General features: G+C 72.3%; 12 protein-coding genes and 2 pseudogenes. 8 read left to right on the top strand and 6 right to left on the bottom strand.

Annotation, left to right across the window (positions count from 1 at the left end):
* The 7 genes from cysC to ACVW19_RS27490 all read left to right on the top strand — a co-directional run bounded on the left by cysC (position 1) and on the right by ACVW19_RS27490 (position 6714).
* Positions 1–597, top strand: coding sequence for an adenylyl-sulfate kinase (gene cysC, locus ACVW19_RS27520; protein WP_457462648.1), 597 nt, complete (start codon positions 1–3; stop codon positions 595–597).
* Complete coding sequence (cysD, locus tag ACVW19_RS27515; RefSeq protein WP_457462646.1) at positions 594–1547, top strand: sulfate adenylyltransferase subunit CysD; 954 nt, start codon at positions 594–596, stop codon at positions 1545–1547. The genes cysC and cysD overlap by 4 nt, the downstream gene beginning before the upstream one ends.
* Positions 1548–1549: 2 nt before the next feature.
* Positions 1550–2884 carry a sulfate adenylyltransferase subunit 1 gene (locus ACVW19_RS27510; protein WP_457462644.1) on the top strand — a complete coding sequence of 445 codons (1335 nt, stop codon included), beginning with the start codon at positions 1550–1552 and terminating at the stop codon, positions 2882–2884.
* A gap of 223 nt (positions 2885–3107) precedes the next feature.
* Positions 3108–4211, top strand: coding sequence for an aliphatic sulfonate ABC transporter substrate-binding protein (locus ACVW19_RS27505; protein ID WP_457462642.1), 1104 nt, complete (start codon positions 3108–3110; stop codon positions 4209–4211).
* 38 nt (positions 4212–4249) lie between these two features.
* A complete protein-coding gene (locus ACVW19_RS27500) occupies positions 4250–5074 on the top strand; it encodes an ABC transporter ATP-binding protein (protein WP_457462640.1) in 825 nt (274 codons plus the stop codon).
* Entirely contained in the window at positions 5061–5951 is an 891-nt protein-coding gene (locus ACVW19_RS27495) for an ABC transporter permease (RefSeq protein WP_457462638.1), read from the top strand. The genes ACVW19_RS27500 and ACVW19_RS27495 overlap by 14 nt, the downstream gene beginning before the upstream one ends.
* A gap of 7 nt (positions 5952–5958) precedes the next feature.
* Positions 5959–6714 (top strand): sirohydrochlorin chelatase, encoded by a 756-nt coding sequence (locus ACVW19_RS27490; protein ID WP_457462636.1) that lies wholly within the window; start codon positions 5959–5961, stop codon positions 6712–6714.
* Positions 6715–6759: 45 nt separating this feature from the next.
* Here ACVW19_RS27490 and ACVW19_RS27485 read toward each other — a convergent pair whose 3' ends face one another.
* The 3 genes and pseudogenes from ACVW19_RS27485 to mgt form a co-directional block, all read right to left on the bottom strand.
* Positions 6760–7134, bottom strand: a complete 375-nt coding sequence (locus ACVW19_RS27485; RefSeq protein ID WP_457462634.1) for a nuclear transport factor 2 family protein — start codon at positions 7132–7134, stop codon at positions 6760–6762.
* Positions 7127–7675, bottom strand: coding sequence for a DUF1697 domain-containing protein (locus ACVW19_RS27480; protein WP_457462632.1), 549 nt, complete (start codon positions 7673–7675; stop codon positions 7127–7129). The genes ACVW19_RS27485 and ACVW19_RS27480 overlap by 8 nt, the downstream gene beginning before the upstream one ends.
* Positions 7676–7777: 102 nt before the next feature.
* Positions 7778–8978, bottom strand: a pseudogene (mgt, locus tag ACVW19_RS27475) (macrolide-inactivating glycosyltransferase).
* 218 nt (positions 8979–9196) lie between these two features.
* Here mgt and ACVW19_RS27470 point away from each other — a divergent pair.
* Positions 9197–10066 carry an aminoglycoside phosphotransferase family protein gene (locus tag ACVW19_RS27470; protein ID WP_457462631.1) on the top strand — a complete coding sequence of 290 codons (870 nt, stop codon included), beginning with the start codon at positions 9197–9199 and terminating at the stop codon, positions 10064–10066.
* Positions 10067–10151: 85 nt separating this feature from the next.
* Here ACVW19_RS27470 and ACVW19_RS27465 read toward each other — a convergent pair whose 3' ends face one another.
* The 3 genes and pseudogenes from ACVW19_RS27465 to treZ form a co-directional block, all read right to left on the bottom strand.
* Entirely contained in the window at positions 10152–10874 is a 723-nt protein-coding gene (locus ACVW19_RS27465) for an exonuclease domain-containing protein (protein WP_457462629.1), read from the bottom strand.
* Between the two features lie 130 nt (positions 10875–11004).
* A complete protein-coding gene (locus tag ACVW19_RS27460) occupies positions 11005–12243 on the bottom strand; it encodes an SAV2148 family HEPN domain-containing protein (protein WP_457462628.1) in 1239 nt (412 codons plus the stop codon).
* 160 nt (positions 12244–12403) lie between these two features.
* Positions 12404–14150 (bottom strand): annotated as a pseudogene (gene treZ / locus ACVW19_RS27455) (malto-oligosyltrehalose trehalohydrolase).
* Positions 14151–14181 lie beyond the last annotated feature (31 nt).

The raw sequence follows: 14181 nt of genomic DNA, 5'->3' as shown, positions 1-14181 counted from the left end.
ATGACCACGCCCTCAGCGCCCCCGACGTCCCTCACGACCGCCACGAACCAGGAGACCGACGTGACGACCGGAGCCACCGTCTGGCTCACTGGTCTGCCGAGCGCAGGCAAGACCACCATCGCCCACGAACTGGCCGGACGGCTGCGCGCGGAGGGCCGACGTGTCGAACTGCTCGACGGCGACGAGATCCGCGAGTTCCTCTCCGCGGGCCTCGGCTTCAGCCGCGAGGACCGGCACACCAACGTGCAGCGCATCGGCTTCGTCGCCGAACTGCTCGCCCGCAACGGCGTCACCGCGCTGGTCCCGGTGATCGCGCCGTACGCCGACAGCCGGGACTCGGTCCGGAAGCGTCACGAGACGAACGGCACGTCGTACCTCGAGGTGCATGTGGCGACCCCGGTCGAGGTGTGCTCCGCACGCGACGTGAAGGGTCTGTACGCCAAGCAGGCCGCGGGTGAGCTCACTGGGCTGACCGGGGTGGACGACCCGTACGAGGCTCCCGTCTCGCCCGATCTGCGCATCGAGTCGCAGCACCAGACCGTCCAGGAATCCGCCGCGGCGGTGCACGCCCTGCTGAGCGAAAGGGGACTGGCATGACAACCGTGGCCACGGTCGAGACGGGCGGCGAGGGCACCGGCGGTGCGGCCGAGCCGTACACCCTCTCCCACCTCGACGCCCTCGAGTCGGAGGCGGTGCACATCTTCCGCGAGGTCGCGGGCGAGTTCGAGAACCCGGTGATCCTCTTCTCCGGCGGCAAGGACTCCATCCTGATGCTGCACCTGGCGCTGAAGGCCTTCGCTCCGGCGCCCATCCCCTTCTCGCTGCTGCACGTCGACACCGGGCACAACTTCCCCGAGGTCCTCGACTACCGCGACCGCACGGTCGCGCGGCACGGGCTGCGGCTGCACGTCGCCTCCGTGCAGGACTACATCGACCGCGGAGTGCTGCGCGAACGCCCCGACGGCACCCGCAACCCGCTCCAGACGCTGCCGCTCACCGAGAAGATCGCCGCCGAGAAGTTCGACGCCGTGTTCGGCGGTGGCCGCCGCGACGAGGAGAAGGCCCGCGCCAAGGAGCGGGTGTTCTCCCTGCGTGACGAGTTCTCCCAGTGGGACCCCCGCCGCCAGCGGCCCGAACTGTGGAACCTCTACAACGGCCGGCACGCGCCCGGGGAGCACGTCCGGGTGTTCCCGCTGTCCAACTGGACCGAGCTGGACGTGTGGCAGTACATCGCCCGCGAGGGGATCGAACTCCCGCAGATCTACTACGCCCACCAGCGCGAGGTGTTCCGGCGGGGCGGCATGTGGCTGACCGCCGGCGACTGGGGCGGCCCGAAGGACGGCGAGCATGTCGAGAAGCGGCTCGTCCGCTACCGGACGGTGGGCGACATGTCCTGCACCGGCGCGGTCGACTCCGGGGCCGACACCATCGAGAAGGTCATCACCGAGATCGCCGCCTCGCGCCTCACCGAGCGCGGGGCCACCCGCGCCGACGACAAGCTCTCCGAGGCAGCGATGGAAGACCGCAAGCGCGAGGGGTACTTCTAAACATGAGCACGATCACGAGTGAGGCGCTCACGGAGACGACCCTGCTGCGGTTCGCCACCGCCGGTTCCGTGGACGACGGCAAGTCCACCCTGGTGGGCCGGCTGCTGCACGACTCCAAGTCGGTCCTCACCGACCAGCTGGAGGCCGTGGAGCGGGTATCGGTGAGCCGGGGCCAGGAGGCCCCCGACCTCGCCCTGCTCACCGACGGGCTGCGGGCCGAGCGGGAACAGGGCATCACCATCGACGTGGCGTACCGTTACTTCGCCACGCCGCGGCGCCGGTTCATCCTCGCCGACACCCCGGGCCATGTGCAGTACACCCGCAACATGGTCACCGGTGCCTCCACCGCGGAGCTGACCGTCATCCTGGTCGACGCCCGCAACGGCGTCGTCGAGCAGACCCGGCGGCACGCCGCCATCGCCGCCCTGCTGCGCGTGCCCCATGTCGTCCTCGCCGTCAACAAGATGGACCTGACCGGCTACGAGGAGGCGGTGTTCGCGCGGATCGCCGAGGAGTTCACGGCGTACGCGACCGAGCTGGGCGTGCCGGAGGTCACCGCGATCCCGATCTCGGCGCTCGTCGGCGACAACGTCGTGGAGCCGTCGGCGCACATGGACTGGTACGGCGGCCCGACGGTGCTGGAGCACCTGGAGACGGTGCCGGTCAGCCACGACCTGGCGCACTGCCACGCCCGGCTGCCCGTGCAGTACGTGATCCGGCCGCAGAGCGCCGAGCACCCGGACTACCGGGGGTACGCCGGTCAGATCGCCGCGGGGACGTTCCGCACCGGCGACGAGGTGACCGTGCTGCCGTCCGGCCGGACGACGACGATCACCGGGATCGACCTGCTGGGCAAGCCCGTCGAGGCGGCCTGGACACCGCAGTCGGTGACGCTGCTGCTGGCGGACGACATCGACATCTCCCGCGGTGACCTGCTGGTCCCGAGCAAGGACGCGCCGGCCACCACCCAGGACGTCGAGGCCACCGTGTGCCATGTCGCCGACCAGCCGCTGACCGTCGGCCACCGGGTGCTGCTCAAGCACGGCACCCGCACGGTCAAGGCGATCGTGAAGGACATCCCGGCCCGGCTGACGCTGGACGACCTGTCCCTGCACCCGCACCCCGGGCAGCTCGTCGCCAACGACATCGGCCGGGTGAAGATCCGTACCGCCGAGCCGCTGCCGGCCGACTCGTACGCGAACTCGCGGCGCACCGGTTCGTTCATCCTCATCGATCCGAACGACGGCACCACGCTCACCGCGGGCATGGCCGGCGAGTCCTTCGCCGCTCCCGAGCCCGTCAAGGGCGCGGACGAGGACGAGGGATGGGACTTCTGAACATGAACTCCACCGGTTTCCACGTCACGTTCGCCAAGGAGGGCGGACGTGTCGGGAGTGGGGCTCCGGGGAGCGGGCAGGGCGGGGTGGCCCGATGTGCGCGATGACGTGCGCGCACCGCCCCCGCGCCCTCAGCACCCGTCGCCGTAGGCGAAAACCCGCCGACCGCCCGGCCGCGACCTGAGAGTCCGTGACCGCCGGGCCTCCGAGAGGAACACCTGTCGTGCCTGCCACATCCGCCCCGCGCCGCGCGTTCGCCGTGACGGCCACGCTGGTACTGCTCGCCCTCACCGGGTGCGGCTACGGCTCCCAGGCCAAGGACAAGGGCGCGGCCGACATCGCCGCCGGGGCGCGGAAGACCGACGGCCTCGACTCGGTCAGGATCGGCTACTTCGGCAACCTCACCCACGGGACCGCGCTGGTGGGCAACCGGAAGGGCTTCTTCCAGAAGGAGCTCGGTGCCACCGAGGCCCGGTACGCGGTCTTCAACGCGGGGCCGTCCGAGATCGAGGCGCTCAACTCCGGTTCCATCGACATCGGTTGGATCGGCCCCTCCCCGGCGATCAACGGCTATGTCAAGTCGCGCGGCAAGAACCTGCGGATCATCGGCGGTTCGGCGTCCGGCGGGGTGAAGCTGGTGGTGAACCCGGACCGGGTGAAGTCCCTCGAGGAGGTCGAGGGCAAGCGGATCGCGACACCGCAGCTCGGCAACACGCAGGACGTGGCGTTCCTCAACTGGGCCTCCGAACAGGGCTGGACGGTCGATCCGCAGAGCGGCAAAGGCGATGTGACGGTCGTCCGCAGCGACAACAAGGTGACCCCGGACGCCTTCGCGGCCGGGTCGGTCGACGGGGCGTGGGTGCCGGAGCCCACCGCGTCGAAACTGGTCGCCGAGGGCGGGAAGGTGCTGCTGGACGAGGCCTCGCTGTGGCCCGGGGAGGAGTTCGTCATCACGAACATCGTCGTGCGCCAGGAGTTCCTGGAGAAGCACCCGAAGGCCGTCGAGGCGGTGCTCAGGGCGTCGGTCGAGACCAACCGGTGGATCAACGCCCACCCGGACGAGGCCAGGGCCGCCGCCAACGAGCAGCTGGCGGCCGACTCCGGCAAGGCCCTGCCCGCCGACGTACTGGACCCGGCGTGGAAGTCGATCCGGTTCACCGACGACCCGCTGGCCGCCACCCTCGAGGCCCAGGCGGAACACGCCGTCGCGGCGGGCCTGTTGGAGAAGCCCGGCCTGAACGGCGTCTACGACCTCACGCTCCTCAACAAGGTCCTCGCGGCCGAGGGCGCACCCGCCTTCGACGACGCCGGTCTCGGCGCCGGCTGACCCCTGATCCCGAAGAAACGTCCCAGGAGGTGACGACCATGGCCACGACCCTCGCCAAGGCCGCCGACGGCACCGAGACGGCAGCCACCCACGCCGCCCGGATCGAGCACGTCTCGAAGTCCTTCCCAGCGCCGGGCACGCCCGGCGGACAGCAGCTCGTGCTGGACGACATCAGCCTCGATGTCGCACCCGGCGAGTTCGTCACCCTGCTGGGCGCCTCGGGCTGCGGCAAGTCCACGCTGCTCAACCTGGTCGCGGGCCTCGACCGGCCCAGCGCCGGCACGATCAGCACGGACGGCCGCCCGGCGCTGATGTTCCAGGAGCACGCGTTGTTCCCCTGGCTGACCGCGGGCAAGAACATCGAACTCGCCCTGAAGCTGAGGGGCGTGCCGAAGTCCGAGCGCCGCGGCCGGGTCGAGGAGCTGCTGGAACTGGTCCGGCTGGGGGGCTCCCACGGCAAGCGGGTGCACGAGCTGTCCGGCGGTATGCGCCAGCGGGTGGCGCTGGCGCGGGCGCTCGCCCAGGAGAGCAGGCTGCTGCTGATGGACGAGCCGTTCGCGGCGCTGGACGCCATCACGCGGGACGTGCTGCACGACGAGCTGACCCGGGTCTGGCGCACTGCGAACACCAGCGGCTCCGCCGCGGGCGGGCTGTCCGTCCTGTTCGTCACGCACAACGTGCGCGAGGCCGTCCGGCTCGCCGGGCGGGTGGTGCTGCTGTCGTCCCGGCCGGGCCGGATCGCCCGCCAGTGGACGGTGGACATCGAGCACCCGCGCCGTATCGAGGACACCGCGGTGGCGGAACTGTCCGTCGAGATCACCGAAGAACTCCGTGGGGAGATCCGCCGTCATGGCAAGCACTGAGACGACCACCAAGGACGGCGGCGACCTCGCCGGTCTGGAGGCGGGGCTCGACGCACTGGAGACGGTGCAGCGGGGCCGCACACCGTGGCGTCGGACGTTCGTCGAGAAGATCCTGCCGCCGGTCCTCGCCGTCGCCCTGGTGCTGGCGGTGTGGCAGGCGCTGGTCTCGTTCAGGATCGTCGACGATCCCACCAAGCTGCCCTCGCCGGGCGCCGTGTGGGACGTCCTGCGGCAGGCGTGGCTCGAGGGCGAACTGCTCGGCTACATCTGGACCAGCGTCTCGCGCGGACTGCTCGGCTTCTTCTTCGCGCTGCTGATCGGCACCCCGCTGGGCCTGCTGGTGGCGCGGGTGAAATTCGTGCGCGCGGCGCTCGGCCCGATCCTGTCCGGGCTGCAGTCCCTGCCGTCGGTGGCGTGGGTGCCGCCGGCCGTGATCTGGCTGGGCCTGAACAACCAGATGATGTACGCGGTGATCCTGCTCGGCGCGGTCCCCTCCATCGCCAACGGCCTGGTCTCCGGCGTCGACCAGGTGTCCCCCCTGTTCGTGCGGGCCGGCCGCACGCTCGGCGCGACGGGGCTGAAGGGCACCTGGCACATCGTGCTGCCGGCCGCGCTGCCCGGCTATGTGGCGGGCCTGAAGCAGGGCTGGGCGTTCTCCTGGCGCTCGCTGATGGCCGCGGAGATCATCGCGTCGTTCCCGGACCTCGGCATCGGCCTCGGGCAGCTGCTGGAGAACGGCCGCAACGCCAGCGACATGGCCATGGTGTTCGAGGCGATCCTGCTGATCCTGACCGTGGGGATCGCCATCGACCTGCTGATCTTCAGCCCGTTGGAGCGGTGGGTCCTGCGCAGCCGCGGCCTGCTGGCGAAGGACTGAGCCGACCATGCGCCGACCGGTACTTCTCGTCATCGCCCACGGCAGCCGCGATCCGCGGCATGCCGCGACCGTGCACGCCCTGGTACGGCGGGTGCGGTCGCTGCGGCCGGGGCTGCGGGTGGAGACCGGCTTCCTCGACTTCAACATCCCCTCCGTGCCGGGGGTGCTGGAGTCCCTCGCGGCGGAGGGGGTGCGCGACGTGGTGGCCCTCCCCCTGCTGCTGACCCGCGCCTTCCACGCCAAGACGGACATCCCGGCGGTCCTCGCGGAGGCGCCCGCCCGGCTGCGCGTCCGTCAGGCGGACGTCCTGGGCCCGTCCCCCCTGCTCCTCGCCGCGCTGGAACGCCGGCTGTACGAGGCGGGTCTCAACCCCGCCGACAAGTCCTCGACCGGGGTCGTCCTGGCCTCGGCGGGGTCCACCGACCCGGAGGCGATCGCGGTGATCGCAGCAATCGCGCGGGAGTGGCGGCACACCGGTTGGTGCGCCGTGCGGCCCGCGTTCGCCTCCGCCGGTTCTCCCGCGGGCTTCCCCCGCACCGAGGACGCGGTGCGGGAGCTGCACGCCCTCGGCTGTGAGCGCGTCGCCGTCGCCCCGTACGTGCTCGCCCCGGGCTTCCTCCCGGACCGCATCGCGCGGGGCGCGGCGGCGGCGGACGTGCTGGCGGACGTGCTGGGCCCGGCCCCCGAGGTGGCGCGGGTCCTGCTGGAGCGGTACGACGCGGCGCGGACTCCGGCGCTGGCGGCGGTGGGGCTGGGGGCCTGAGGGCGCGGGCTCAAGGGTGTGCGGTCCCGGGCCCGCACCGGCCGGTCACTCCTCGTCCGGGTCGAACAGCGTCCCCTGGTGGAAGTAGAGAAGCCAGTCCTGACCGGTGTGACGCCACAGCGAACTGCGGCGTGCGCGGCGGCCGTTGTGGTCCGTTTCGAAGGTGAGATGGACGACGTCGGGGGCGAGCTGCGTGGCCTTGATGTCGGAGACGGTGCCGGCCAGGTCCCCCGACACGTGTTCGCCGGCGAGCAGGGCGATGATCGAGTCACGGTCCCAGATCCGTCCGGAGGCGCCGAACTCGACGAACTCCGGATGCAGCAGCGCCCCGACCCGCTCGGGCGAGCGGCGCACCTCGGGGTCCAGGAGTTTCAGTTCGCCCTCGATGGCGGCGTCCACGGCCATGTTCTCCTCATGCACGGGTGAGCTCCACGAGCTTGACGACGGTGTTCCAGTTGCGGGTGGTGGCGATGACGCCCCTGGTGATCCGGGGCTTGGCCAGTTGCTCCGCGAGTTTGGAGCGGCCGAGGCCGTCCGGTGCGTACAGGTAGAGGGCGCGGTCGCCTAGGCGGAACTCCTCGGGCAGGTGGGCCGCCCCGTCGATCCGCGCGAAGCGGTCGGCGTCGACGGCGGCGGAGAAGTAGGTGACGTGGAGCTGCCTGGGGGCCAGTTCGGCGGCCGGGAACGGGCAGGCGTCGGCGACGCCCCGTAAGTAGGCGTGGTCGCGCACGATCACGTCGACGGCGAAGCCGAAGTGCCGCTCGATCGCCTCCGCGAGTCCGGCGGCCAGCGACTCCTCGTCGCCGCGCGGGGAGGTGAACACGGCCTGGCCGCTCTGGAGATGGGTGCGCACCGCTTCGTGGCCGAGGCTTTCCATCAAGGTGCGCAGTTCGGCCATCGGGACTCTTCTGCTGCCGCCCACATTGATCCCGCGCAGCAGCGCCGCGTATGTCGTCGCCATGCCCACACGATAGGGCGGCCGTCGCGCCCCGCGGGGCCGGGCACGGCGGCCGTGCCCGCGCGGGACGGAGCCGGGCGGGGCGGCGCGGACTGCGTGAAACGGCTACCGCCGCTTCGGCAGCTCCGCCTCGATGAGGTCGGCCGCCCTGGGGGTGCCGCCCTCCTGGGCCATCCCCGCCTGGAGCTCCTTCAGCCGACGGGCGACCTCCGGATCGCCGACGAGGTCGAGGGCCGCCGCGCGCAGGGCCTCGGCGGTCGCCTCCCCGGCCGGGACGTGCCGGGCGACGCCGAGCGCCTGGAGCATGTCCGCGTTGCCGAACTGGTCCACCGCCTGGGGTACGGCGATCATCGGTGTGGCCGTGGCCAGCCCCTCCTGGCTGCCGCCGGCACCCGCGTGGGTGAGGAACAGGTCGGCCTGTCTCAGGATCGCGAGCTGCGGCACCCAGGACCGCACCTCGACGTTCGCCGGCACCTCGCCCAGTTCGGCGGGGTCGACGTGCTTGCCGATCTGGAGCACCAGATGCCAGCCGGGCAGGTCGCCGAAGGCCTTGAGGCACTCCCGGTAGAGGTCCGGCTGCTTGGTGAACGAGGACCCGAGCGACACCAGGACGACCTGCTCCGCGCCGGAGGGCCGCTGCCACCGCCCCTCGGCACTCCGGTCGCCCTGGCAGGCCCCGACGAAGGTGTGCACGCTCTCGTCGACCCGGTCGGCACGGGGCTGCAGCGCCCTTCGGGATCAGGACGAGGGAGCGGGCGGGGCGGCCCACGAACGGGTCGGGGTGCTCGGTGATCCCGTTCTCCTCCAGCCAGGCGCGGAAGCGGGCGTAGTAGGCCTGGCCGCGCTCGGTCCTCAGCGGCTCCTCCCACATAGGCTCGCCGACCTCCTTCTCGTATCCCTCCCAGGCGACGAGGTTCGGTGAGAGGGAGACCACGGGCACGCCCCAGCGGTGGCCGAGCACGCGCGCCGGATAGGAGGTGATGTCGTGCAGCACCAGGTCGGGGGTGTCCCCCTCGTAGGCCTCGATCAGCTGCGGGAGCGCCTGGATCGCGTCGTCGAGGAACGGCTCCACGTTGTCCAGCAGGGTGCTCCCCCACGCCTCCGGGTCGTCGTCGGGCGAGGGCAGCGTGGAGTTCCAGAGCTTCACCTCGGCTCCGGTCTCGGCGACCTTGTCCGCGAAGACCGGCGGGATCGCGTACGTCACCCAGTGGCCGCGCGCCACGAGTTCGCGGATCACCTCGAGGCTCGGGTTCACGTGGCCGTGGGCGGCGATGGAGAACATGGCGATGTGAGCGGGGCGGGTCATGCCCCGACCTTAGACGAGACGATACGTCTCGTGCAACCGGATTCAGGGTGCCGACGCCGCACCTCCGGAATCCGTCGCCTTCCCACTCGCCGGCCCGCCGCGCCGGGTACCGGGACACGCCGCACTCGGCCGACCTGTGCGAATGCGAGACTTACCGACGGTGCGGACACGGTCGGACGACCGGATGCGGGCACAGGAACAGGCACGGAGGCGGACGGATGGACGAGGCACGGGCACGGGACGTCCTGGCGGCGGCGGGCGTACTGTCGGGGCGCGCGGCCGCCCGGGACGCGCGGCTGCTCGCCCTGGGCGAGAACGCGGTGTTCGCCGCCGGTGACCTGGTCGTCAAGGTCGGCCGCGACGGCGGCCTGCTGGAGCGGGCCCGCCGGGAGCTGGCCGTCGCACTGTGGCTCGCCGAGGCCGACGTACCCGCGGTGCGGGCGGCGGAATCCCGGGCGCTGCTGGTCGAGGGGCACCCGGTGACGGTGTGGCACCGGCTGCCCGCGCCGGTACGGCCCGCCGAACCCCGTGACCTGGCCGCACTGCTGCGGGTGGTGCACGCCCTGCCCACCCCCTCCTTCGGGCTGCCGCCCCGCGAGCTGCTGGGCGGTGTGGAACGCTGGCTGCGGCTCGCGGGCGAGGCGATCGACCCCGAGGACGCCGCGTACCTGCGCGAACGGCGCGACGGTTTCGCGGCGGCCGCCGCGGCGCTGACGCCCCGTCTGCCGCCGGGACCCGTCCACGGGGACGCGCTGCCCCGGAACGTGCACGTCGGGCCGGACGGGCCGGTCCTGGTCGATCTGGAGACCTTCTCGGCCGATCTGCGCGAGCACGATCTGGTGGTCATGGCCCTGTCCCACGACCGCTACGGGCTGTCGGACGAGGCGTACGCGTCCTTCACCGAGACGTACGGCTGGGACGTGCGCGCCTGGGAGGGCTGCGCGGTGCTGCGCGGCGCGCGGGAGACGGCCAGTTGCGCCTGGGTCTCCCAGCACGCGCCGAGCAACCCGAAGGCCCTGGCCGAGTTCAAGCGCCGCGTGGCGTCCCTCCGGGACGGCGACCCGACCGTCCGCTGGTACCCGTTCTGATTCCTGGCACCCCGACGGCGAGCGCCTCCCTGAGGTCCGCCCTGAGGTCCGCCACGCTCCGCCGGGGCTTCCCGGGGCCGCCGGGTCAGACCCGTGCGCCGGCCGGCTCGCGCAGCGGCCAGGTCCCGTCGACGGTCGCGGTGGCGTCGCCCTTGCGGCGCAGGAAGCTCTGGAAGTCCGCCGCCCATTCGGCGTACCACTCGATCTGGCGGAGGTGCAGCTCCGCCGGGCCGAGGGCCGCGACCTTCGGGTGGCGGCCGGCTATCGCGCCGGCCAGCCGGGCCGCGGCGAGCGCGTCGGCCGCCGCGTCGTGCGCGGAGTCGAGCGCGACGCCGTACTCCGCGCAGACCGCTTCGAGGTTCCGCTTGCCACGGCGATAACGGTCGACACTGCGGTCGATCGTGTAAGGATCGATGACCGGGGCGGGGTCGACGCCCCCCAGCCGGTCGCGCAGCGACGGCAGCCCGTGCCGGCGCAGCTCGGCGGAGAGCAGCGTCAGATCGAACGTGGCGTTGTAGGCGACGACCGGGACGCCCGCGCTCCAGTGGGCGGTGAGGACGTCGGCGATCGCGTCGGCCACCTGGTCGGCGGGGCTTCCCTCGGCCGCCGCCCGCTCACCGCTGATGCCGTGCACGGCCACCGCCTCCGCCGGAATGGGCACCCCGGGGTCGGCCAGCCACTCCCGGCGCCCCAGCGGCTCCCCGTCCCTGACCTCGATCACGGCCCCCGTGACGATCCGCGCCTCGTGCGGGTCGGTGCCGGTCGTCTCCAGGTCGAAGCCGATCAGCAGCTCTCGGTGCCAGCCCATGGGCCGTCCCCCTTCTGTGTGGTGCGTTCCCCCAGTGGTTCCCACCTTCGCACGCGCCACTGACAACCCGAAGGTCGCCTTCCGTTCACCGATCGGGAGGGTTCATGACGGGCGACCGCAAGGCGGGCATTCACGACACCGGGCGTGAATCCATCCACATCTGCTCGAACTCCTCGCGGTACGTGGGGAACAGCCCGCCCTCCTCGGCCTCACCCGGTTTGACCACCTTGCTGCCGTTGCGCAGCACCAGCACCGGTGCCTCCATCCCCCGGGCCCGGCGCAGATGGTTCTGCACCACGCCGACGCCGTCGGCGCCGTCCCCGTCCACGAGGTACGCCGTGCAGCGGGGCGTCTCGTCGTAGACCTGGATCTCGAAGGCTCCCGGGTCGCGCAGCCGGGACCGCACCCGGCGCATGTGGAGGATGTTCATCTCGACCGCGCGGCCGAGTTCCCCCCGTTTGAGGCCGAGTTCGCGCTCGCGGCGCTTGACCGCGCTGGAGGCGGGGTTGAGGAACAGCAGCCGCACCCGGCAGCCGGATTCGGCGAGCCGCACCAGACGGCGCCCGGAGAAGTTCTGCACCAGCAGGTTGAGGCCTATGCCGATGGCGTCCAGACGGCGGGCGCCGCCGAAGATGTCCTCGGCCGGGAACTGGCGGAGCAGCCGCACCCGGTCGGGGTGGACGGCGACCACGTCCGCGTACCGGTCGCCGACCAGGTCCTCCACCGCGTCGACGGGCAGCCGGCGCGCGGACGGCACGTCGCCGTCGGCGCCGAGCATCTCCAGCAGCCGCGCCGAGGCCCGCTCGGCCTGGTTCAGCACCGCCTCGGACAGCGCCCGGTTGCGGGAGACGACGTTACGGGTGACCTCCAGCTCGTCCAGGGCCAGTTCGACGTCCCGTCGGTCGTCGAAGTACGGCTCGAAGCACGGCCAGTGCTGGACCATCAGCTCCCGAAGCTGAGGGAGCGTGAGGAAGGAGAGCACGTTGTCGTCGGCCGGGTCGAGCAGATAGCCCTTGCGGCGGCTGACCTCGCGCACCGCGACCGCGCGCTGCACCCACTCCTGTCCGGCGGGTCCGGCGGCGGCGACCACCCAGTCGTCGCCGTGCATCGGCTCGTAGATCGGACGCAGCACGGCGGCGACGACCGAGCGCAGCCGCTGTTCGACGAGGTTCAGCCAGATGTAGGCGCGGCCGGCCCGCTGGGCACGGGTCCGCACCTCGCGCCAGTCGTCGGCGCCCCAGTCCAGGTCCGGCCCGATCGAACCCGCGTCCATCGGCCGCGCCAACGACACCGCACCGGGCGGGACGTCCGTGGAGTTTCCCTCGTGACCCTCGTCACCAGGGGGCAGCTCCAGCCCTCCCGAACCCACCCGCGCACCGCCTTCCGCTCCCCCGAGCACTCCCAGCCCCAACGATCAAGGAGAGTACTCCGCATGCGGTGCGCGATGCAGCCCGATGGCGGGGTCGTTTCTCAACTTCCGCCTTCCACACGAATGTTCTGCCATTACCGCTCCCCATGAGTGGTCGGATTCACTCCTGCAGCAGCACCACCGCGGACTCGCCGGGCAGGCGCAGCACCCCGTCGGTGCCCGGTACGTCGACCGGCTCCCAGGCGGCGAGCACGCGCGCGTGCTGGACGCCCAGCGCGATCGGGACCGGTTCGCCGCCCAGGTTCACGGCCACCAGCACGTCCCCGCGCCGGAAGGCCAGCCAGCGCCGCTCCTCGTCGTGCACCACCTTGGTGTCGGCGAGGTCGGGGTCGGTGAGGTCCGGCTGAGCGTGCCGCAGGGCGATCAGCCGCCGGTACCAGGCCAGCACGCGCGCGTGGGGCTCGCGCTCCGGCTCCGACCAGTCGAGGCAGGAGCGGTCACGGGTGGCGGGGTCCTGCGGATCGGGCACGTCCTCCTCGGCCCAGCCGTGCGCCGCGAACTCCCGGCGTCTGCCGTCGCGCACCGCCTTGGCGAGCTCGGCGTCGGTGTGGTCGGTGAAGAACTGCCAGGGCGTGTCGGCCGCCCACTCCTCGCCCATGAACAGCATCGGCGTGAACGGGGCCGTCAGGGTCAGGGCCGCCGCGCAGGCCAGCAGGCCCGGGGGGACCAGCGCGGCCAGCCGGTCCCCCCGGGCCCGGTTGCCGACCTGGTCGTGGGTCTGGCTGTAGCCGAGAAGCCGGTGCCCGGCGACCCGCGTGCGGTCCAGGGGCCGGCCGTGACGCCGCCCGCGGAACGTGGAGTACGTGCCGTCGTGGAAGAAACCGCCGCGGAGCGTCTTGGCGAGGGCCGCGAACGGGGCGCGCGCGAAGTCGGCGTAGTAGCCCTGCGACTCACCGGTCAGCGCGGTGTGCAGGGCGTGGTGGAAGTCGTCGTTCCACTGCGCGTGCAGCCCGTGGCCGCCCTCCGCACGCGGGGTGATCTCCCGGGGGTCGTTCCGGTCCGACTCGGCGATCAGGAACAGCGGCCGGCCGGTGTCGGCGGCCAGCGCGTCCACGGCCGCCGACAGCTCCTCGAGGAAGTGGTACGCGCGCGTGTCCGCCCAGCGCGTGCACGGCGTCCAGGCGCAGCCCGTCGATCCGGTAGTCCCGCAGCCACGCCAGTGCGCTCTCCACGAGATACGCCCGCACCTCGTCGGAGCCGGGCGCGTCCAGGTTGACGGCGGCGCCCCACGGGGTGTGGTGGGTGTCGGTGAAGTACGGGCCGAACCGCGGGAGGTGATTCCCCGACGGTCCCAGATGGTTGTGCACCACGTCGAGGACGACGCCCAGCCCCAGACCGTGCGCGCGGTCGACGAACCGTTTCAGTGCCTCCGGTCCGCCGTACGGCTCGTGCACCGCCCACAGCGAGACCCCTTCGTACCCCCAGCCGTGGCGGCCCGGGAAGGGGCACACCGGCATCAGCTGCACATGGGTGACGCCCAGTCCGGCGAGGTGCTCCAGCCGCTCGGCGGCGGCGTCGAAGGTGCCCTCGCGCGTGTACGTGCCCACATGCAGCTCGTACAGGACGGCGCCGGGCAGCGGGCGCCCGTCCCATGCCGCGCGCCAGGCGTACGCCTCGTGGTCGACGACCGCGCTCGGCCCGTCGGGCCCCTCCGGCTGCCGTCGCGAGCGCGGATCGGGCAGCACGGGCCCGTCGTCCAGAGAGAAGCCGTACCGGGAGCCGTCGCGCGCGTCGGCCTCCCCGCGCCACCACCCCTCTCGTTCCGGATCGCGCGCCAACGCGCTCGTGACGCCGTCGCACTGGAGCGTCACTCTGCCGGCCTGCGGTGCCCACACCTCGAACTGCACGGACGGTTCCCCTTCGTCTGCTCACCGTGAT

Source organism: Streptomyces sp. TE5632 (assembly GCF_054061295.1).
The sequence above is the reverse complement of the archived record's forward strand: the minus strand, read 5'-3'. Positions and strand labels throughout refer to the sequence as shown.